20 protein-coding genes are annotated in these 21,602 nt (G+C 56.2%); 14 read left to right on the forward strand and 6 right to left on the reverse strand.

Features of this window, described 5'->3' with window-relative positions; genetic code table 11:
• Positions 1-106 precede the first annotated feature (106 nt).
• The 7 genes from pepN to Q1B21_RS02725 all read left to right on the forward strand — a co-directional run bounded on the left by pepN (position 107) and on the right by Q1B21_RS02725 (position 9,208).
• Entirely contained in the window at positions 107-2,659 is a 2,553-nt protein-coding gene (gene pepN, locus Q1B21_RS02695) for an aminopeptidase N (protein ID WP_299885566.1), read from the forward strand.
• Positions 2,656-3,084, forward strand: a complete 429-nt coding sequence (locus Q1B21_RS02700) for a hypothetical protein (RefSeq protein WP_299885569.1) — start codon at positions 2,656-2,658, stop codon at positions 3,082-3,084. Before pepN ends, Q1B21_RS02700 begins: the two co-directional genes overlap by 4 nt.
• Before the next feature lie 130 nt (positions 3,085-3,214).
• Complete coding sequence (locus tag Q1B21_RS02705) at positions 3,215-4,474, forward strand: hypothetical protein (RefSeq protein WP_299885572.1); 1,260 nt, start codon at positions 3,215-3,217, stop codon at positions 4,472-4,474.
• 81 nt (positions 4,475-4,555) lie between these two features.
• A complete protein-coding gene (gatB, locus tag Q1B21_RS02710; protein ID WP_299885575.1) occupies positions 4,556-6,067 on the forward strand; it encodes an Asp-tRNA(Asn)/Glu-tRNA(Gln) amidotransferase subunit GatB in 1,512 nt (503 codons plus the stop codon).
• Between the two features lie 148 nt (positions 6,068-6,215).
• Positions 6,216-7,472 carry a peptidase T gene (gene pepT, locus Q1B21_RS02715; protein WP_299885578.1) on the forward strand — a complete coding sequence of 419 codons (1,257 nt, stop codon included), beginning with the start codon at positions 6,216-6,218 and terminating at the stop codon, positions 7,470-7,472.
• A gap of 80 nt (positions 7,473-7,552) precedes the next feature.
• The gene (locus tag Q1B21_RS02720) at positions 7,553-7,999 is read left to right on the forward strand and encodes a DUF4177 domain-containing protein (protein ID WP_299885580.1); all 447 of its coding nucleotides are present in this window, start codon (positions 7,553-7,555) and stop codon (positions 7,997-7,999) included.
• A gap of 177 nt (positions 8,000-8,176) precedes the next feature.
• A complete protein-coding gene (locus Q1B21_RS02725; protein ID WP_298933147.1) occupies positions 8,177-9,208 on the forward strand; it encodes a fatty acid desaturase in 1,032 nt (343 codons plus the stop codon).
• Between the two features lie 121 nt (positions 9,209-9,329).
• Here the strand turns inward: Q1B21_RS02725 and Q1B21_RS02730 are convergent, their stop codons facing one another.
• Genes Q1B21_RS02730 through Q1B21_RS02740 form a run of 3 tightly spaced genes read right to left on the reverse strand, consistent with a single transcriptional unit; the run spans position 9,330 to position 11,117 of the window.
• Entirely contained in the window at positions 9,330-10,103 is a 774-nt protein-coding gene (locus tag Q1B21_RS02730; RefSeq protein ID WP_299885583.1) for a hypothetical protein, read from the reverse strand.
• The gene (locus Q1B21_RS02735) at positions 10,103-10,810 is read right to left on the reverse strand and encodes a hypothetical protein (RefSeq protein WP_299885587.1); all 708 of its coding nucleotides are present in this window, start codon (positions 10,808-10,810) and stop codon (positions 10,103-10,105) included. Before Q1B21_RS02735 ends, Q1B21_RS02730 begins: the two co-directional genes overlap by 1 nt.
• Positions 10,811-10,862: 52 nt before the next feature.
• Entirely contained in the window at positions 10,863-11,117 is a 255-nt protein-coding gene (locus Q1B21_RS02740) for a BolA family transcriptional regulator (protein WP_299885589.1), read from the reverse strand.
• Between the two features lie 106 nt (positions 11,118-11,223).
• Here Q1B21_RS02740 and Q1B21_RS02745 point away from each other — a divergent pair, with 106 nt between their 5' ends.
• Positions 11,224-11,847, forward strand: a complete 624-nt coding sequence (locus tag Q1B21_RS02745; protein WP_298933155.1) for a DnaJ domain-containing protein — start codon at positions 11,224-11,226, stop codon at positions 11,845-11,847.
• Positions 11,848-11,868: 21 nt separating this feature from the next.
• Here Q1B21_RS02745 and Q1B21_RS02750 read toward each other — a convergent pair whose 3' ends face one another.
• Positions 11,869-12,966, reverse strand: coding sequence for a hypothetical protein (locus Q1B21_RS02750; RefSeq protein ID WP_299885592.1), 1,098 nt, complete (start codon positions 12,964-12,966; stop codon positions 11,869-11,871).
• A 391-nt stretch (positions 12,967-13,357) separates the two neighbouring features.
• Between Q1B21_RS02750 and cobS the strand changes: the two genes are divergently transcribed.
• The 6 genes from cobS (at position 13,358) to Q1B21_RS02780 (ending at position 20,666) form a co-directional block, all read left to right on the forward strand.
• Positions 13,358-14,344, forward strand: a complete 987-nt coding sequence (gene cobS / locus Q1B21_RS02755; protein ID WP_298933159.1) for a cobaltochelatase subunit CobS — start codon at positions 13,358-13,360, stop codon at positions 14,342-14,344.
• A gap of 13 nt (positions 14,345-14,357) precedes the next feature.
• Positions 14,358-15,056 carry an aspartate/glutamate racemase family protein gene (locus Q1B21_RS02760; protein ID WP_299885596.1) on the forward strand — a complete coding sequence of 233 codons (699 nt, stop codon included), beginning with the start codon at positions 14,358-14,360 and terminating at the stop codon, positions 15,054-15,056.
• A complete protein-coding gene (gene cobT / locus Q1B21_RS02765) occupies positions 15,056-16,933 on the forward strand; it encodes a cobaltochelatase subunit CobT (protein ID WP_299885599.1) in 1,878 nt (625 codons plus the stop codon). Before Q1B21_RS02760 ends, cobT begins: the two co-directional genes overlap by 1 nt.
• A 296-nt stretch (positions 16,934-17,229) precedes the next feature.
• A complete protein-coding gene (locus Q1B21_RS02770) occupies positions 17,230-18,396 on the forward strand; it encodes a winged helix-turn-helix domain-containing protein (RefSeq protein WP_299885602.1) in 1,167 nt (388 codons plus the stop codon).
• Between the two features lie 74 nt (positions 18,397-18,470).
• The gene (locus Q1B21_RS02775) at positions 18,471-20,261 is read left to right on the forward strand and encodes an aminopeptidase P family protein (RefSeq protein WP_299885605.1); all 1,791 of its coding nucleotides are present in this window, start codon (positions 18,471-18,473) and stop codon (positions 20,259-20,261) included.
• Between the two features lie 63 nt (positions 20,262-20,324).
• Complete coding sequence (locus tag Q1B21_RS02780; protein ID WP_299885608.1) at positions 20,325-20,666, forward strand: DUF427 domain-containing protein; 342 nt, start codon at positions 20,325-20,327, stop codon at positions 20,664-20,666.
• Positions 20,667-20,715: 49 nt separating this feature from the next.
• On the opposite strand, the gene Q1B21_RS02785 is transcribed toward Q1B21_RS02780, so the two are convergent.
• Positions 20,716-20,922 carry a helix-turn-helix transcriptional regulator gene (locus tag Q1B21_RS02785; RefSeq protein WP_120635971.1) on the reverse strand — a complete coding sequence of 69 codons (207 nt, stop codon included), beginning with the start codon at positions 20,920-20,922 and terminating at the stop codon, positions 20,716-20,718.
• Positions 20,923-20,931: 9 nt separating this feature from the next.
• Positions 20,932-21,441 carry a hypothetical protein gene (locus Q1B21_RS02790; RefSeq protein WP_299885611.1) on the reverse strand — a complete coding sequence of 170 codons (510 nt, stop codon included), beginning with the start codon at positions 21,439-21,441 and terminating at the stop codon, positions 20,932-20,934.
• Positions 21,442-21,602 lie beyond the last annotated feature (161 nt).

Below are 21,602 nucleotides of genomic sequence, written 5' to 3' on the forward strand. Positions count from 1 at the left end.
AATATTACCAACTAGAAGTTCGCCGACTCTCGCCTCTGCCATTTGCTTGCAGCCTGCAGACGTTCCCCATAGTTTCGCGTCAAATTTGTACCGAAGCGAGGCCCCGATGCGTGACGCCGCCCCCACAACGATTTACCTCAAAGACTACACGCCGTTCGGCTATCTGGTGGATAGCGTGCATCTGACCTTTGACCTTGCAGCCCATGCCACACGGGTCACCTCACGGATCGCGTTCCGCCCCAATCCCCAAGCAACGGATCAAACGTTTTTCCTGCACGGCGAGGGTCTTACATTGATCACCGCCGCCATCAATGGAACTGACATCTCCCCTGAAATCACAGACCAAGGCCTAAGTGCAGACGTACCAGACGCGCCTTTCATCTGGGAGGCTGAGGTTGAGATTGATCCCGGCAACAACACCGCGCTCGAAGGGCTGTATATGTCGAACGGCATGTACTGTACTCAGTGCGAGGCCGAAGGGTTCCGCAAGATCACCTACTACCCCGACCGCCCCGATGTGATGTCCACCTTCACCGTGCGCATCAATGGCGATTTACCGGTACTGCTGTCCAACGGAAACTTGTCAGGCAAAGGCGAAGGTTGGGCCGAATGGACTGATCCATGGCCGAAACCGGCATATCTGTTTGCGCTGGTCGCCGGCGATCTGATTGCCCATCCGGGACAGTTCACCACCAAATCGGGTCGCGATGTCGAGCTAAACCTCTGGGTGCGTCCGGGCGATGAAGGCAAATGTGCCTTTGGCATGAAAGCCTTGAAAAAGTCGATGAAATGGGACGAGGACGTGTATGGCCGCGAATACGATCTAGATGTCTTCAACATTGTCGCCGTGGACGATTTCAACATGGGCGCCATGGAGAACAAGGGGCTGAACATCTTCAACTCGTCAGCTGTTTTGGCCAGTCCGGAGACCTCGACCGATACCAATTTCGAACGAATCGAGGCGATTATCGCGCATGAGTATTTCCACAACTGGACCGGCAACCGCATCACCTGTCGTGACTGGTTCCAGCTGTGCCTCAAGGAAGGTCTGACCGTCTTCCGCGACGCGCAGTTCACCTCGGACATGCGCTCGGCCCCCGTGAAACGCATCCACGATGCGATTGACCTCCGCGCGCGGCAGTTTCCCGAGGACAACGGGCCATTGTCGCACCCGGTTCGGCCTGAGAGCTTTCAGGAAATCAACAACTTCTACACTTCGACCGTCTATGAGAAAGGTGCCGAAGTGATCGGGATGCTCAAACGGCTGGTTGGGGATGAGGCCTATACCAAAGCGCTCAACCTGTACTTCGAGCGCCATGATGGGCAGGCCTGCACGATCGAGGATTGGCTAAAAGTGTTCGAGGACACGACGGATCGCGATCTGACCCAATTCAAACGTTGGTACAGCCAATCCGGGACACCGCGTGTCGCCGTATCAGATAGCTGGTCGGACGGCACCTATACCCTGACCTTGAAACAAAAGACCCAACCCACATCGGGACAAGATGAAAAGCACCCGCAGGTAATCCCCGTCGCAGTTGGCCTGCTGGGGCCAAATGGGGACGAGGTTCGTGGGACCGAAGTGCTTGAGCTGACAGAACCCGAACAGAGCTTTTCGTTCACCGGGTTGACCGCCAAACCCACGCCATCGATCCTGCGCGATTTCTCGGCACCAATTATCCTGGAGCAGGATCAATCCAATGCTGAACGCGCCTTTTTGCTGGCGCATGACACCGACCCGTTTAACCGCTGGCAGGCCGGCCGGTCACTGGCGCAGGATACCCTGCTGCGGATGATCTCGGACGAGGCAACACCGGACGCGGACTATCTCGAAGGGTTGTTGGCCGTGCTGCGGGATGGCGAACTGGACCCGGCCTATCGCGCGCTGATGCTTGGTTTACCGACGCAATCGGAACTGGCTGCTGCGCTGCATGAGAAAGGCGAAACGCCCGATCCGATGGCGATCTGGACAGCGGTGGAAACACTGCGGCAGGCCACCGCGCAGCACATGCAGGACCTGCTGCCAAGGTTACACAGTGAAGCTTTGGTCGATGCGCCCTATTCCCCTGATGCCAAGCAATCCGGCAAACGCGCGCTGGGCGGCGCGGCGCTGGCGCTGACCTCTCGCCTGGACGGCGGGGCCATGGCCGCTGAGGTTTACGCCAAGGCGGATAACATGACCCTGCAACTGACCGCCCTGTCCTGCCTCTTGCGGGCTGCAAAAGGCGACGCAGAGCTGGCTGCCTTCTACGACCAATGGCGGCACGACCGGCTGGTGATGGACAAATGGTTCGGCCTGCAAGTGGCAATGGCGTCCCCTGAGGCGACGTCCAAAACCACCCGCGCACTGACCGAGCACCCAGAATTCAATTGGAAGAATCCCAACCGTTTCCGCGCCGTGATGGGGGCGTTGGCCATGAACCACGCCGGGTTCCACCAACCGGATGGGGCAGGATACGAGCTGTTGGCCGGGTGGCTGATCCGCCTGGATCCGGTTAACCCGCAGACCACAGCTCGTATGTGTTCAGCCTTCCAGACCTGGAAACGCTATGACGCGGACCGTCAGGACATGATGCGCGCTCAACTCACGCGGATTTCAGAAACACCCAACCTATCGCGCGACACGACCGAAATGGTGTCCCGAATCCTCGGCGCATGAGCCCGTACACCTTCACGCGCCGGAACAGGACCTCTCGCACCGTTATCATTTTGATCGGCGTTTATGCCGCTTTGCTGGCCTTGGTGATCCTATTCAACGCCGCTTGGTGGCTGATGGCCCTGTTGGCGCTGGCGACACTGCCGGCGGTTTGGGATGTCTTTCAAGACACCCAAGCCGGCCTGTGCCTGGGGCCAGAACAGTTGCGCTGGTATTCAGGCCAACGCCAAGGCGAGACCGAACTGAACGACATCGATTTCTTCCGATTCGACACGCGCTGGGACTTTTCTGTAAGGATCTCTCTGGTCCTGCATTCCGGTAAACGGATACGCCTTCCAGATGAGTCTCTGCCGCCGCATCGAGAATTCGAGGGCCTATTAAGTCAAGCGGGATATCGCGTCGAGCGCCATCATTTTACTGTTTTTTGAAACGATCGTGGCATCAGGGCGCGATTGACCAGAAAAACTACAAAACGACCAGCAATTAACTTGAACTGAATGCCATTAGCGCCCAGACTGCTACCTCAGTTATGCGTTGTTAATAGTTTCGAGTTTTACCATGTTTCGGTTGTTCAGGGCGTTTTCGGCCCGATCAGAAGGTTCCCCACCAGGTAACGCGCCCGAATTGTGCGCGACAAAATCGGCCTTGGCGGCTGCGCTTCCGGAACAAGGGCAACTTAACATTCCGGTCGCCCAGCTTGGTTCGGAAGATATGATTGGCCGCGCAACCATCGAACATGGCCGGTTTCTTGCTCGGCAGGATCGCTGGAGTGAGTTGTCAGCGGAAATGCAAGCCGCTGACGAAACCCGGGAGACGGCCCCGGACGGAATGCCAACCGCCGACTTGTTGGCGTTCGGCGCGCGCTCTGACGTGGTTCTGGCCGTTGAACATGCGTTGTCCGATGGCAAAGCAATATCCGATTATGACTTGCTAACAGGCATCTCTGAACTTGAAGGAGAGATGCGCGAAGCGCCTGATGACGCGATGCTTGCCCTGGTTGTGGCACTGGCACATATCGACATTGCCTGGGCCTGGCGCGGAACGGCCCTCGACGCCACCCTGCCCCCTTTGCACCGGTCACGCTGCGCTGCGCATTTTGATAGGGCCGCCGCGATCCTTCCCATGTGTCGCACGGCGGCCCCTAACAGCCCACTGATCGCCGCTGCGGGATGCGCCTTGTTGGCTGGACAACGCAAAACGACGGCACGTGTCGCTGACGAGTACGAGCGTCTGATAACTCTGGACCCGCAAAACCAGCGCCATATGCGCGCGATGGGCAGCCATCTGCTGCCACGCTGGTTCGGCAGCTATGAAGAGCTTGAGGTTCAGGCCCTGCGCAACGCCGCCCGGACGCAAAGTAGTTGGGGCGCAGGCGGCTATACCTGGGTGCAGTTTGATGCCATAGCTCTGGACGACGAAGCCTGCGCGCGTGTGGATCTAGATTACTTCCAAGAAGGGTTGCGAGACATTGTGCGACAACGCCCAGATCAGCAAATGATCAACATGCTATCGGCCTATTGCGCAATTACGCTTCAAAACGGTCTGGGTTTGAACGAAAAGGCCGATCTGGTTCGGACGCAGATGCGGGAAACTGCCAACTGGCTGATCCGTGATCATCTGACCGAACTGCACCCGCTGATCTGGGCGCATGCCGCCAACGGGTTCAACAACAGCGTTCGCATCAATTCGCCCGAGCGGTTCGCGGCACGTGGTCACCGGGACGCATTGCGGGCGATTGGTGATTTGTTCCGGGATGAGTTGGGCAGCGGGATGGATGTAACCTTCACGCCGTCGGGCCTGCGCTTCTCTGAGAACTGATCCACGCAGGATTCCCCCTTGCCCCTTTGGCGCGCCGAGCCTAATACGCAGGCTTAGACTTCTGCGGAAAAGAGGCGCGCCATGCTCGATCTGACATACGAAATGCCCAAACCCAAAACAATCGCCGGTGCCAAGCACGATTGGGAGCTGGTGATCGGGATGGAAGTGCATGCGCAGGTCTCATCCAACGCCAAATTGTTCTCGGGCGCCTCAACCCAATTCGGGGCCGAGCCGAATTCGAACGTCGCCTTTGTTGACGCGGCGATGCCCGGTATGTTGCCGGTAATCAATGAGTATTGCGTGGAACAGGCGGTGCGAACCGGGTTGGGCCTAAAGGCGGAAATCAACCTGAAATCTGCCTTTGACCGCAAGAACTATTTCTATCCCGATTTGCCGCAGGGGTACCAGATTTCCCAGCTTTATCAGCCTATTGTCGGCGAAGGTGAAGTTTTGGTCGAGATGGGGGATGGCACTGCGCGTATGGTACGGATCGAACGTATTCATATGGAGCAGGATGCCGGCAAATCGATCCATGACATGGATCCTCATATGTCTTTCGTGGACCTGAACAGAACCGGCGTGTGCCTGATGGAAATCGTCTCGCGCCCTGACATTCGCGGACCCGAAGAAGCGGCCGCCTATATCGCTAAGATCCGTCAGATCATGCGGTATCTGGGCACATGCGATGGCAACATGCAGAATGGCAACCTTCGGGCAGATGTGAACGTCTCGATCTGCTTGCCGGGTGCATACGAGAAGTATCAGGAAACACAAGACTTTTCACATCTGGGCACCCGCTGCGAGATCAAGAACATGAACTCCATGCGATTCATTCAGCAAGCCATCGAGGTTGAGGCCCGCCGCCAAATCGCAATCGTCGAAGGCGGTGGTGAGATCGATCAGGAAACACGCCTGTATGATCCCGACAAGGGCGAAACACGATCGATGCGGTCGAAGGAAGAAGCGCATGATTATCGCTATTTCCCTGACCCGGATTTGCTGCCGTTGGAGATCGAGCAGGCCTGGGTCGACGATATCGCCGCCAAATTGCCGGAACTGCCAGATGAGAAGAAAGCGCGTTTTATCAGTGCCTTCGGCCTGTCCGACTATGACGCATCGGTGTTGACCGCTGATGTGGAATCTGCGGCATATTTTGAAGATGTTGCCAACGGTCGCAATGGCAAGCTGGCCGCAAACTGGGTCATAAACGAACTGTTTGGCCGGCTGAAAAAAGAAGATCATGACATCACCGAGTCGCCGGTTTCTCCCGCACAGCTGGGCGGCATCATTGACCTGATTTCATCGGATGCGATCTCAGGCAAAATCGCCAAGGACCTGTTCGAAATCGTCTATACTGAAGGCGGTGATCCGGCCAAGATCGTCGAAGATCGCGGCATGAAACAGGTCACCGATACCGGCGCGATCGAGGCTGCGCTGGATGAGATTATAGCCGCCAATCTGGCACAGGTTGAGAAGGCCAAGGTAAATCCGAAACTGGCTGGCTGGTTTGTTGGTCAGGTGATGAAGGCAACTGGCGGCAAGGCAAATCCCAAAGCTGTTAACGAATTGGTCAGCCAGAAGCTGGGATCGTAGATCTTTCGTCTTGTATAAGTCGGGCAGCAGAGATTGTCTGACTTGTACAAAACAGAATTTCACGCTTTGTGAAGGTTTGGGGGTCAGACCACCCGGTTGACTTCCCCCCGTCGGCACCCTTTCTTCTGCATCAGAGAGATGAGGTGTCATGCAGAAACGATTTGATCAGGAACTGGAAGACCGGCTGGTCCGCTACGCAGCGATAGACAGTCAGAGCGACGAGATATCACCGTCAACTCCCAGCACGGATATCCAATTCGACATGCTAAACCTGTTGCAGCAGGAATTGAGCGATATAGGCGCGCAGGATATCGAGCTGACGGCGGACAGCGTGGTGGTGGCCACCATTCCGGGCACAGCACCAGGCCCGACCATAGGCTTTTTGGCTCATGTCGATACGGCGCCGCAATTCAATGCAACAGGCGTCAAACCGAGGGTGATCAAAGGGTACAATGGCGGTGAGATTACCTTTCCCGATGATCCGGAGTTGGTTCTGTCGCCCGAAGAACATCCCTATCTGGCGAAAAAAATCGGACATGATGTGATCACCGCCTCGGGTACGACCCTGTTGGGCGGTGATGACAAGGCTGGTGTGTCGATTCTGATGACCATGGCGCGGTATCTGCTTGAAAACACAGACATCCCGCATGGCCCAATCCGCATTGCCTTTACACCAGATGAAGAGATCGGGCGCGGTGTCACAGAGAACCTGTCCAAGGATCTGAAAGCTGACTTTGCCTATACTCTGGATGGTCAGGACATCGGCAACATCGAGTATGAGAGCTTTTCAGCTGATCGGGCCATCATCAAGATCGAAGGCGTTTCGATCCATCCGGGGCTGGCTAAGGGCAGGATGGTTAACGCCGCCAATCTGGCCGCCAAAATCGTGCAGACCCTGCCGCAGGCCACGATGACGCCCGAGGTCACTGATGGGCGCGAAGGTTTCATCCATGTCACTGACATGAAAGGCGGGTCATCCGAGATGGAGATCAGGCTGATCCTGCGTGACTTCGAACTGGATGCGTTAGAGGCGCAGGGTGATCTGGTGCGGCAGGTCTGTGCCGCCGTACAGGCCACCGAACCACGGGCAGTGATCTCTTGCGACATATCCCACCAGTACCGCAATATGCGCTACTGGCTGGAAAAGGACATGACGCCAGTAGAATTGGCCTTAGATGCCTGCCGCGGCTTGGGGATCGAGCCAGGCTCGGTCCCGATCCGGGGCGGAACGGACGGCTCTCGCCTGACCGAGTTTGGCACGCCCTGCCCCAACCTGTTTACCGGCATGCAATGTGTCCACGGCCCGTTGGAATGGATCTCAGTTCAGGATATGGCCCTGGCTACGGAACTATGCTTGTCTGTTGTGCAAAAAGCCGCGCTGAATACGCGCAACAGTCAGGGCTGAAATCCGCTGGTTGGGCAACATCTCTTTCGTCCGGGGATCAACGTGTTAGATTGGGCGCAACAGGCATTTAGGAACAGTTGATGCAGCGTTACGAATACAAGGTTGTCCCCGCCCCGCAAAAGGGCGCCAAAGCCAAGGGTGTCAAAACGGCAGAAGGACGTTTTGCAGTTTCGGTCGAACAACTGTTGAACCAGATGGGTCAGGACGGCTGGGAGTACCAGCGCGCTGAATTGCTGCCCAGCGAAGAGAGAACCGGCCTGACGGGATCAACAGTGAACTGGCGCAATGTTCTGGTATTTCGGCGCGCGGTCGAGGGGAATGCCGTCGTCATCCCTGCCCCCAGTCCGACAGAAACATCCGAGGGTGTTCCGCTGGCACAACCGATTTCGGGACCCGACACCGTGGCAGCACCCGCACCCATTTCAGAGACGGCAGACGAGCCGCCTTTGTCACTGAAAGGGTCCGAGAACCCAAAGACTGAAGAGGCCGACCAGAAGACCTCAACAGAGGCTGCTGACAAAGCCTGAAGCAGGCAATTCCCACGGATACTGCGAACACCGCGTGTGGATTCAGTCCTAGCAACGGGTGTTTTTGGATCACGCCTCAAGTTTTGTTTACCCACGGTAGGCCAATGATGAGTTTTATGCGTTGTTTACTTGGCGCTTTCGTCTATCAAGGCCGGTGACACCGATAAAAGCAGGCAAATGCAACACAATCCCGACTCCTTTCAAAAGGACACCGATCAGACGCACGCGCGGGATTGGGTAAAAGTTCTCTCATCTTATCGCGAACCCAGCGGGTCCCGAAGTGCCTTCGAGCTTGCCGTTACGCTTGGCCCGTTCATAGCTTTGTGGGCTTTTGCCTGGTTTGCCCTGTCTTTCAGTGGCTGGTTGGCGTTTGTAATTGCCCTGCTCAACGCGGGATTCCTGCTGCGCCTGTTTGCGATCCAACATGATTGTGGGCATAGCGCCTTTTTCAACAACCGTACGGCCAGCGACTGGTTGGGTCGAGTCATCGGTGTGCTGACACTGACCCCCTATGACGTGTGGCGCCGATCGCATGCGATGCATCACAGCTCTGCCGGCAATCTGGGGCGGCGGGGCATGGGTGACATTCACACGCTGACTGTTGCAGAATACAAAGAGCTTTCGCCGCTGGGGCGTTGGTCTTACAGGCTTTATCGCCATCCAATCGTGCTGTTCGGTCTTGGGCCCGGTTATCTGTTCTTCTTCCAGAACAGGCTGCCTTTGGGGTTCACCAACCAGGCACGCTACTGGGTCAGCGCCATGGGGACGAATGCAGGGATCCTGATTGCGTTGTCGCTGATCTACTACTTCGGTGGGCTGATGCCAATCCTTCTGATTTTCGTGCCAACGACTCTGCTGGCCGCAACAGCCGGGGTCTGGCTGTTTTATGTGCAGCACCAGTTCGAAAACACCCATTGGTCTGAAGATACGGATTGGGATCTGCATGACGCGGCCCTGCATGGCAGCTCGCACTATGTGTTGCCCAAAATGCTGCAATGGATGAGCGCGAATATAGGCATTCATCACGTGCACCACCTGTACTCTCGCATCCCGTTTTATCGGCTGCCCGAGGTCCTGCGCGATCACGCCGTTCTTGCGCATAGCAACCGGATGACCATCCGTGAAAGCCTGTCCAACGCGCGCCTGCATCTGTGGGATGAGCAGAGCAAAAAGCTGCTGTCCTTCGCACAGGCTAGATTGCTGGGCTGAACCGGACTAAAAGTTCAGCTTCACAACCCAAGTGAAATTTGCCTGTATAAGCAGACGATGCTCATTGTTTTGGTAGCGGCGCAGACTCCGCGGGTTTGGCAACCAGGGGAGTGCCAATTGTTCAAATTACCGCAGCAAAAGCTTTTGACCTGAAAACCAAAAATACTTTTCCAGACCGCCTTTCGGCCGAAGAAAAACGCGCAATGGTCCAATCAGCTGAAACAACGATGATCCTGGGACCATCCAAATCGAATTCCACAAAGTCATTTGCATATTCACCCGATAGAATGGCAAACGGTTCGTGAGAAACGTAAACCCACAAAGTCCCAAGTATTTTTTCAACTGAAAGGTGCGCCGGAGCTTCGATTGTTTTGTTCCATGCCAACCTCGTTGATTGTAGAGATCCAGCCAATTGTGTCCTATACCAAAATCCTGCGTCTTTTTCGCCGCCGGACGCCTGAAAATGAAACCGAGTTGGTTTGATTTCTCCAGTCCCGAACGTGCCAGACAAATCGATGTGGCCACTTTGCGGCAAGAAATGTTTCATAAACGCGCAACCTATAAGGTCGAATTCAAGCTTCGGGTTTAAGTTATCACGAATACGTTCTACGCCAGTTTTCGTGGATTTGTAGTGCTCGGGGGAAGACGTACCGACGGTTAGTTGCCCATTGTCACGCAGATCGATTTGACTCGCAACGCGCATTGGCCGGAAGCCAGCCGGGCAAACGGGTCTCGGTTCACCCGGCTCCAGGTTCATCAACTTGGCAATCACGAATTCATTGGGCAAAAATGTAATTTCCCAAGTTCGGGCAGCGACCGGGTTGCTAAAAACCGAGCAGGTCAGGGACGCCCAGAGAAAAATCCGTACACTTTTACGAAAAAACGCGTGGCACATTATTGACTGCTCTCGGGCATCGGAAACTCTACAAAGCTGCTTAGGGTCAAATCTACCAGCATCTCGCCGTCCCCTTCCTGCGTCTGAAAAGGTATATCTTTCAATTCCAACGAAAGATGGAGGCGACCAGTTGTGTCTGGTGTATCAGACTTTCCAAAGTTGGAATCTCGATACCACTTAAACCCCCGCTCGAATGTTAGCGAAAAAGTTTCGCCCTGATCTGACGTTACAGCATCTCTTTTATGAACTGTGAAATTCCCAACTTCGCCCGAAGCCGTGTAAACAAGGCCCACAAACTCAGGAAAACCAAGGTATTCGCAAAAATAGAGCACTGTGCGCAACTCCACATCTGCAGCCTGCACTTTTGAAAAAGACTTGCTTGCAAACCGCGCCTGACTCTCTGGTCCTTCCGTATCGGTCTGCCCACCGCGCCGCACGACAACTGGCTTTTTACGTAGCGCGGTTTCGACAAAAGATGACAAGTCATGAGTCTGTGGGTTCAATGCATTGACGATGTCAATCTTTGCAGGGCGCATCGGAACCTTGCAGGAAATAGCGGACTCGGGTGCCACTATTTCAAGCTCTACAGAAGTACGACGAGCATTCAATTCTAGGTGCGCATTTTGCGCCTGCGCCTGAACGCCCGACCATGCTGAGATTAAGGCGACCAGCACAACGACTAAGAGAGCTTTTGATGCAAGGATCATTTCAAAGTTCGAATAGATACAATCTAAGGCAGAACTACGGCAGGTTTCATGTTCAAACCCCAATATCCAACGCCAGCGCATGGATGCGCGGCACTATGTCGCCCAGTGCCTTGTGAACCGCGCGATGCCGGGCGACGCGGGATTGGCCCTCGAACGCAGACGCGCGGATTCGAACGTTGAAATGGCTTTCGCCACCCTCTTGAAAACCTGCATGGCCACGGTGACTTTCGCTATCGTCCACAACTTCAAGCTCATGCGGCTCAAATGCGGCCTGCAGGCGATCTTCAATTTCTTCGGTGATGCTCATTTTTTGCTCAACGGCAAATTAATTGCCGTCCCCCTCTTCTACTTTCGGCTGCTTAGACTAAACTGCTGCCTCCGAGTCGAAAAGATACGTTCGTGAGGATCAGAGCATGGCAAAGTCAGACCCCTTCGGATTCGATATGTCCGTTTCCACGTCAAAGAAAAAGAACCCGCGCGGGCGTCGGGGCATGTCGGGTGCGTCAGAAACTTCGGTTCGGGTCTGTGACCACGAAGGCTGTGAAGAGGCGGGCAAATTCCGCGCACCCAAAGCACCAGATGTACTGGACGACTTTTTCTGGTTCTGCCAGCAGCATGTGCGCGAATATAATCAGAAGTGGAACTTCTTCGACGGCACCACCGAGGCCGAGTTGAACGCACAGCGATCCAAGGACAAAGTATGGGAGCGTGAGACCAAACCGATGGGCGACCCCGAGGCCCGCGCTTGGGCCCGTCTCGGCATCGAAGACCCGCATCAGGTGTTGGGCGAGAACGCAACCAAGAACCCGGGCCGGGCAAATTCCGGCGGCCGCCGATTGCCCCCGACCGAACGCCGCGCCGTCGAAATTCTGGAAGCGCAGGACAGCTGGTCCAAGGCCGAGATACGCAAAGCCTATAAAAAACTGATCAAAGTGTTGCACCCGGACATGAACGGCGGCGATCGATCGCAGGAAGAACAGTTGCAAGAGGTCGTCTGGGCCTGGGATCAGATCAAGGACAGCCGGAGTTTTAAATAGGGCTGGCCAAGCAGCGATCACTTAGTCCCTGATTGCGATTTCAAGAATGCTGAGCAGATTGTTTGCCCCCTCGGCAAGCAGAAGGCCGGTTTCGGCTTTCTCGGCGGTGGACATGCTGGACCACATGCGGCCAGCATAATCGCCCGTGAGGACGACGGCATCCGCTTCGCCGGATTCGACATCCAGTGTCATGCTGATGTCATCCGTTTCCATTTGCAGGGCTTGCGCACCCTGCGTCAACTTGCGCAGCGAGGCTTCGCGCTCGGCCTTCAGCTCGGCGACGCGCACGGTCCGTTCCTCTTCACTTAGCACGCGGGCCCTGTCCATTTCCTTGCGCCAAGTGTGCATGGCCGCCAATACGGCGCCGCCGGCCGTCAGCGGCAATAACGGTGGGCACAGAACTCCGACAACGACGCCCAAACCAACACCCGTGCCGACCCCGTTTCTAAGCGCGCGCCCACTAGCGTCGAGGCGGATGGAGATTGGAGAAGTAACATTGTCCGACAGCGCAGCCGACACGGTCTTGTGAAGGTTTGCGGCCAGTTCAGGTACAGAGCTTGCACGTGACATGGTATCTGAAACACCGTCTTGCAGACTGCCCATCAACCCAGGCACCGAAGACGCGTGAGATTTTGCACCACTCCAAACAGTTTCCGACGCCGAGCTCAAACCGTCCAACGCGCGGGTGAATCTTGAAGCCTTTTTGTAAGGTTCAACCGGAGAGGGAGCATATTCTGCCAACACCTCGAGGTTCACACGCGCTTCGGCAAAGCTCGAACCTTCGATCCGCTGCCGAGCCTCTTTGGCCAGTGTCGCCGCGCGATTTATGGACGCATAGACCTGGTGTCTTTCATCTTCCGAGATCGATGTCATTTGGTCCATGTCTTCGAGCATTGCAAAAATCGCAATAAAACTGGGCACGTGCACGACATGAAACGCCCTGTTCTGACGCCAGAGTTGGGGATCAGAGGTGAGGGCATTGGTTACGTAGGTCAAATCTTCCGGCAACGTTCCGATGGCCCGGACAAAGTCACGATCAACCGCTGCTCGCCTATCAACTTGCGCCGCCAAATGATTTAGAGTTTCGAGCCGCTCACTGTCAGTTACAGGTTGTTCCACTTGGCTTGAGCCTTATTCAATCCCTTTTTGCGTGCAAATCCTAGCGCCCTAAAACTTTGAATTCGAGCGAATAGTGTGTCCGCGATCGGTTTTTGGCGCTCTGGAATTGTGAAGAAGCACTTCTAAAGCTCGACATATGGAAACCGCCCAGGCGCGGCAACCTTGGTGACCCGGGCAATGTGCCTAGTCCTGCGACTATTGGGTAGGCAAGGTCCGATGCGTATGTGGGACATTCCCGATCAGACGGTCCCGCACATCGATAAGGCCAGTTTCAAAGAAACATCCGCCTAGCTTTTGACACGCGCGGCTTTCCCTTGCCCTTGCCCGCAATATGTTGCACCACACACGGGTTCAAACCCGGGAAACGGGGCAAAGGATAAGGACAAGACGCATGGCTGACGGATCGATCGATATCAACGCGAAACCCACCGAAGAGATCTCGGTCCGTGAAGTGTTTGGAATTGATAGCGACATGGCGGTCAAAGGCTTTGCCGACCGCAGTGATCGCGTGCCTGCCATCGACTCGACCTACAAGTTCGATCCCGAGACGACGCTGGCGATTCTGGCGGGGTTCTCGCACAACCGCCGCGTCATGATCCAGGGCTACCACGGCACAGGCAAATCGACCCATATCGAGCAGGTCGCAGCCCGCCTGAACTGGCCCGCCGTGCGTGTAAACTTGGACAGCCATATCAGCCGGATCGACTTGATTGGTAAGGACGCCATCAAACTGCGCGACGGCAAGCAGGTGACAGAATTCCACGAAGGCATCCTGCCCTGGGCCTTGCGCAACCCTGTAGCCATCGTGTTCGACGAATATGATGCGGGTCGTGCGGATGTCATGTTCGTAATCCAGCGCGTGCTGGAGCATGACGGCAAGCTGACTTTGCTGGACCAGAACGAAATTATCACACCCAACCCGAACTTCCGCCTGTTCGCCACCGCCAACACCGTTGGCTTGGGTGACACCACGGGCCTCTATCACGGCACCCAACAGATCAACCAGGCGCAGATGGACCGTTGGTCGCTGGTCTCGACGCTGAACTATCTGAGCCATGATGCCGAAACGATGATCGTCCTGTCCAAGGCTCCTTTGTACAACACCGCCGAGGGCCGCAAGACCGTCAGCCAGATGGTCACTGTTGCCGACCTGACCCGGACCGCCTTCATGAATGGCGATCTGTCCACAGTGATGAGCCCGCGTACCGTGATTAACTGGGCCCAGAACGCCGATATCTTCCGCGATGTGGGATATGCCTTCCGCCTGTCTTTCCTGAACAAATGTGATGAGCTGGAGCGCCAGACCGTGGCTGAATTCTATCAGCGCTGCTTTGACGAAGAACTACCAGAAAGCGCGGCTAGCGTCAGCCTGGGGTGACTGGAGGTCCGCCATGCATATCGGATTGATTGGCGGGATCGGTGTTGCTGCAACAGTGGTGTATTATCAGCGGCTGAGTGCGGCCATTGCGGCACGTGAAAAGCCGCTTGAGTTGACCATCGTAAACGCGGATGTGCAGGAGTTGATCCGTAACAATCTGGCTGATGAGCGAGACGCGCAGGCGCGGGTCTATGCTGGGTTGCTGAACCGTTTACAGGCGGCAGGTGCAGATTGTGCGGCCATCACCTCACTGGGCGGGCATTTCTGCTATGATGAGACAGTCCCGCTATCTCCTATCCCGTTGGTTTCGGCCGTAAAGCCTTTGGATGCCTATTTCGCCTCTCAGGGGTTTGGGACAGTTGGATTGCTGGGTACGCGGGTTGTGATGCAGACAAAACTCTATGGTCAGCTTGTGCAAACTCGGGCAGTCGCGCTGGAAGACGAGATCGACACGCTGGGGCAGACCTATCAGGATATGGCAGTCGCCGGAATCTGTTCCGAACAGGATCGCGCGCTGTTTCTGGACGCAGGCCACCGTATGGTGAATGACTTGAATGCTGACGCCATCGTTTTGGCGGGAACCGATCTAAACCTTGCTTTTGACGGGCAGGATCCCGGCTATACAGTAGTAGATGCGTTGGACGTGCATGTGGAGTTGCTCGCTCGTCTGGCAGGCAAAGAATTGACGCTTGAAGAAGCAGGGGCAGATTAATGAGTAAACAAAACGACAACCCTGCCGATCCGTTCAAGAAAGCTCTGGCCGAAGCCACCAAAGTGATGGCGGACGATCCTGAGTTGAACGTCTCATACACGGTTGATCCGTCAGGGATGACGGGTGAGTCGATGCGTTTGCCGCAGGTCTCCCGCCGGATGACGCGCGAGGAGGTTTTGCTGGCACGGGGCACTGCGGACGCCTTGGCGTTGCAGCGCCGGTATCATGACGACGCGACCCACAACCGCTATGCGCCTCCAGGTGATATGGCGCGTGATCTTTATGAAGCGATGGAGGTCGCACGCTGCGAGGCGATGGGGGCCCGGGATATGCCCGGCACCGCTAGCAATATCGACGTGAAGATCGGGCATGAGGCGATCCGGCGTGGCTATGATCAGTGCAAGCAACCGGCCGAGGCACCTTTGTCCGTGGCAGCAGGCTATCTGATCCGCCATCTGGCGACCGGGCGCGATCTGCCGCCTGCCGCTGAAAACGTCATGAACCTGTGGCGTGGGTTTATCGAAGAACAGGCTGGCGGCGTGCTTGAAAACCTTGATGAGGTGCTCTCGGATCAGGCCGAATTCGCCAAGTTCGCGCGCCAGATGATCAAGGATCTGGGGTATGGCGACCAGCTGGGCGATGACCCGGATGAGCTGGATGAAGATCAGGAAGATCAGGCCGAGGACGACGCGGAAGAACAGCCTGATCCAGACAGTACCGGCCAGGATGATCAGGACGAACAGGACGCCGACGCGACGCCCGAGCAAACGCAGGAAGAGCAGCAGGATCAATCTCAGGCGCAGGTCTCGATGGATGAGATGGCCGAGGATGAGATGGGCGATGAGGCCGAAATGCCCGAGGGCGAGGCCCCGATGGAGCCACCTGCCCCACCGCCAGCGTCCGAGGCTGACCCGGACTACAAGGTATATCTGAACACCCATGACGAAGAGATTTTGGCCGAGGATTTGGCGGAACCGGCTGAATTGGAGCGTTTGCGCGCCTATCTCGATCAGCAGCTGGAGCCTTTGAAAGGTGCTGTCAGCCGTTTGGCCAACAAGTTGCAGCGTCGCTTGCAGGCGCAGCAGAACCGGTCTTGGGAGTTCGATCGCGAAGAAGGTATTCTTGACGCTGGCCGTCTGGCGCGGGTGGTTGCGAATCCGACCACACCGCTGAGCTTTAAGGTCGAAAAGGATACCGAGTTTAGAGATACCGTTGTGACGTTGCTGCTGGACAATTCAGGCTCGATGCGCGGACGCCCGATTTCGATTGCGGCGATCTGTGCCGACGTTTTGGCGCGGACGCTGGAACGTTGCAACGTGAAGGTTGAGATTCTGGGCTTTACCACCCGGGCGTGGAAGGGTGGTCAGGCGCGCGAGGCATGGTTGAACGATGGCCGCCCACAGCAGCCGGGGCGTCTGAACGATCTGCGCCACATCGTCTACAAGGGTGCGGATGCACCGTGGCGACGGGCACGGCCCAATCTAGGGCTGATGATGAAAGAAGGCCTGCTGAAGGAAAACATCGACGGCGAAGCGCTGGAATGGGCGCATCGCCGGATGCTGGCGCGGCGTGAACAGCGCAAGATCCTGATGGTGATTTCCGATGGTGCGCCCGTCGATGATTCAACGCTGAGTGTGAACCCGGCCAACTATCTGGAAAAACACCTGCGCGACGTGATCGCCATGGTGGAAAAGCGCAAGATGGTGGAACTGCTGGCCATCGGCATCGGCCATGACGTGACCCGGTACTATGACCGGGCGGTGACGATCACCGATGTCGAACAACTTGCCGGTGCGATGACCGAACAACTGGCAGCGCTGTTTGACAGCGATCCCCGCGCGCGGGCGCGAGTGATGGGGATGAAACGGGCCAGTTAGGCCTGTTGCGGTCGGTGAAATAGCATACCAGCCAAAACGCTAAGAAAGTGTTTCGGTGCCGGTTCTTCAGGCGGGCTCGTGATGTGTCGCGGGTCTGGCAGCGTATGACGCGCAGCCTGGTGTTGTAAGAGGGCGGTGTCGAATGGGGGCATCATGGTGTGATCTCCTGTTTCAGATCTTATATTTGCCAACCAGTTAGTGCGCCTGCTTGAAGATACTCTTGAGATTTCCCTAAGAAACCTTTGGGATTGCCGTTGAACCTTGTGAGGCCGGGTAAAACCGGGTGTATTCGCCCCATGCGATATGAGTTTGCTGATTGTGTTCTGGATATAGATCGTCACGTGCTGTTGCGCGGTGGCGAAACCGTATCTGTCGAGCCGCAAGTTTTTGATCTGTTGGAATTGCTGGCGCAAAGCCCCGGCAAGCTGGTCCCGCGTGAAGAGATTATCGAACGGGTCTGGCAGGGGCGCTTCGTCTCGGATTCAACGATCAGCGCGCGCATAGCTGCGGCCCGGAAAGCCGTCGGGGACGATGGCAAGACGCAGCGGGTCATTAGAACGATCGTGCGGCGTGGATTGCAATTGGCAGCGGAGGTAAGCAGCGATGACGACGCGGGCTCGGGAATGGGCGAGCATACTCAACAATTGAGATATGCACGTGGTCGAAATGGCCAGGCAATCCCGTTTACCCTGTGCGGCGAGGGCCTGCCGGTTCTTCGCTTAGGGTCCGTTGTTCATGATCTGGAAGCAGAATGGCGCTTGTCATCAGAGCACAAGCGGTTGGCAGATATGGCTGATCGGTTTCGTCTGTTGCGGTACAACAAGGACCACAATGCGAGTTCGAATTCAAACCACGAAGCTGTGTATAATCACAGGATCGACGAAATCCTGACCGTGACTGAGGCCGCAGGATTTGAGCGTTTCTCTATCGTCGGTGAGTTCGGCGGAACATTCCCGGCATTGCACTTTGCAGCGCAGCACCCCGAGCGGGTGAACAAGCTGGTGATTGCAGGTGGTTGGGCCGAAGGGCGAGATCATCGCGCGGACGCGCAACAGCCGGACTCGATCCGAACGTTGATTGCCGAGGGCTGGCAAACTCCGAGGGGCGGGTACGCACTGGGCTCTACGCTCAGCTATTTTCCGGATGGCCCGCTTGATGACGTCCGGCAGATGGTCGACGAGATGCAGTCGTTGTATTCCCGAGAGCAAAAGCTGCACTACCGCGACATAGGCAACAGCACATCCGCCTTGCACATACTGCCAAAAATCGAGTGTCCCACCCTAGTTCTGCACGGGCGTCACGCTGCAGTTCACCCGTTGTCAGAGGCGCGGAAACTGGCGGCTGGAATACCCAACGCCTCATTGGTGGTCCTCGAAACGGGCAATCAGATACCCCTGCCCGGAAACGCCGCATATGACACCTATTTGCAAAGCCTAACCGCGTTTCTTGAAGCACCCGACTAAGGTCGGATCGGGCGCTGGACATTTCTCGGCGCAGCGCTCAGGTTTCACATCGACCATGCAAAAATGAGGCCCCCATGTTCCAGTCTTTCACAGCCACCGCGCGCCCTGAACAAGGCCCCCCTCGGTTGGCGGCACTGCGGGGCGAGATGGCAGGCGACGGGTTGGACGGGTTTCTGGTTCCGCGAGCGGATGCCCATCAGGGTGAGTATGTGGCACCCCGGGATGAGAGGCTGGCATGGTTGACCGGTTTCACCGGATCAGCCGGGTTTTGCGCGGCTCTCGTCGATGTGGCCGGGGTTTTTATCGACGGGCGCTATAGGACGCAGGTCAAGGCAGAGGTGGCGCGGGATTACACGCCGGTTCCATGGCCTGAAGTCGGCTTAAGTGCCTGGCTGAAGGAACAGCTGCCAAATGGCGGCAAGATTGGGTTTGACCCGTGGTTACACCCGGCTGGGCAAATTTCCAAGACGCGGACCGAGTTGGATGGCAGTGGCATCACGCTGGCGCAATGCGACAATCTGGTGGACCGGATTTGGGACAATCAACCCGCGCCACCGATGAACCCAGTCAAGGCGCACCCGATTGAACTTGCCGGCGAAACCGCAGACAGCAAGATTGGTCGATTGGCCGATGGTTTGCAAAAGGACGGATACGCGGCAGCGGTGATCACCCTGCCGGATTCGATCATGTGGTTGCTGAACATTCGGGGATCAGACATTCCCTATAATCCGGTGGCCCACGGGTTCGCCATTCTGCACGCCGACGCCCGGGTAGATCTGTTTATGGCCGCTGAAAAGTTGGTGGGTGTGGAAGGTCATCTAAGCCCACATGTCCTGGTGCATGACCCATCTGATTTCCTGGATGCTGTAGGCAAGTTGGAAGGGCGCATTCAGGTTGACCCCAACACCGTGCCCCAGATCGTTGCGGATGCTCTGGGGGATCGGCTGGTCGAAGGTGGCGATCCTTGCGCCCTGCCCAAGGCCTGCAAGAACGCCGCTGAAATCGCAGGTAGCGCCGAGGCGCATCTGCGCGACGCGGTCGCTGTAGCTGAAACGCTGTGCTGGCTGGATACGCATTCCCCTGGCAGTCTGACGGAGTCTCAGGTTGTGACGCGGCTTGAGGAAAATCGCCGCAAAGACAATGCACTGCAGGACATCTCGTTCGATACAATCGCGGGTACCGGTCCGAACGGCGCCATCATGCATTACCGCGTGACCGAAGAGACGGATAGCAAGCTTGAGGACGGTCATCTGTTGGTTCTGGACAGCGGCGGGCAGTATCTGGATGGCACAACCGATATCACCCGTACCATAGCGATTGGCGAAGTCGACCACGAGGAAAAAGCCTGTTTCACCCGCGTGTTGAAGGGCATGATCAACCTGTCGATGTTGCGTTGGCCGGTTGGGTTGGCCGGCCGCGATATCGAATGCATCGCCCGTACGCCGCTGTGGTTGGCCGGTCAGGATTTCAACCACGGGGTTGGGCATGGTGTTGGTGCCTATCTCAGCGTTCACGAAGGACCGCAACGTCTGTCCAAGGTCAGTCATGTCCCGCTTGAGCCCGGCATGATCCTGTCGAATGAACCGGGGTACTACCGCGAAGGCGCGTTTGGCATCCGGATCGAAAATCTGGTGGTGGTGGAAGATGCCGACACCCTGCCCGGTGGCGATGCCGAACGGGCAATGTTGTGTTGGCGCACTCTGACATATGTGCCGATCGACCGCCGACTTATCGTCACCGAGATGCTGGCCGCGGATGAGCGCATCTGGCTGAACGCCTATCATCGCGACGTTGCAGAAAAGATCCGACCAAGGCTGGGCCCGGACGCGCAACTGTGGTTGGATGCCGCAGCTGCGCCGATCTGACACCGGACTGTTACCCAGACCGGGCAGAGGAAAGGCCCTGATACGACGAGAGTAGGAGCAGAAATGACTGAGATCACGATCCAAAAAGCGCCGGGGAAATGGACCGTCCGCTCGGGCGGAGCGATTCTGGGCGAGACAAGCAACGCGCTGGAATTGAACGAAGGCGATCTGGATCCTGTGATCTACTTTCCGCGTTCGGACATCGCCATGGCCTTTCTGGATCAGACCGACAAGGTAACCCATTGCCCCCATAAGGGTGATGCGACGCATTTTTCCATCGTCAACAAATCCTCGGTCACGGAAAATGCAGCCTGGAGCTATGAAGACCCGATTCAGGCTGTGGCCGAGATCAAAGGGTATCTGGCGTTTTATCCGCAGGAGTCGGTGAAGGTCGAACAAATCTAGGCTTCGCACGATCCGAGGCGCCAGACCCGGTCAGGCCAGGCGTTCCTTTTCAGTCAGGCTCAAAACTCAGGATATCGCCTGGCTGACACTCAAGATATTTGCAGATCGCGTCCAGTGTCGAAAACCGGACGCCTTTTATTTTGCCTGATTTGATCAGCGACAGGTTGGTCTCGGACAACCCGATTGCCGCCGCTAATTCCCGCGAGGAGACTTTGCGCTTTACTAGCATCAGGTCGAGATTCACCTGAATTGTCATACAGTCCCCCTATAGAAAGTGTTTGTTTTCATCTTCGGCCTGCCAGGCACGCCCTAGCGTTTGCGAGATCGCCAGCAACACAACACCCGTTATGGCAAAGATAATGTCCAAATCCAGTGGGTCCCAGCCGAATTCGAACCCTTCGGTCGAGTCCAAACCAACCACGATCAAATACGGCATCACGGCTGAAATGATATTGTAGCCGATCCAAAAGCCGATCAGCCCCCAGGCCATGCGACGCAGATTGCGTGCCAGATCGCGAAAATCCTGCCCCTGCCCGCCGTTTAAGATTAACCAAGCACCCCGAAACGCACCGGCCAGAGACAAAAGGGCAAGTAGGGTCAGGATCAATCCGATCATCAATGTCCAAACGGGTGGGGACGAAGGTTGTATAGGAAACTCAAAAATGTCCCATATCTCGTTGTGAAGACCCAACATTTGGCCAATCCAGAGGAAGCCAAAGATAAAAAGATAGTAGGTCATGCTCAATACCATCGCGGCCTTTGCAAGAAAACTCATCATACCTCCTGTGTTGCCGATCGTGCTTATCGCAATTCGTCAAGTACACAAACCCTTACTTTACGTAATTTAAATAAAACATAAAAATATTGTTGAAAAGCATTGAACCTTCGATTAGGTCCGCTGCCGAGTAATTCGATCGCAATTAAAAAAAGGACAAA

It is taken from the genome of uncultured Ruegeria sp. (genome assembly GCF_947504215.1).
Classification (GTDB): Bacteria; Pseudomonadota; Alphaproteobacteria; order Rhodobacterales; family Rhodobacteraceae; genus Ruegeria.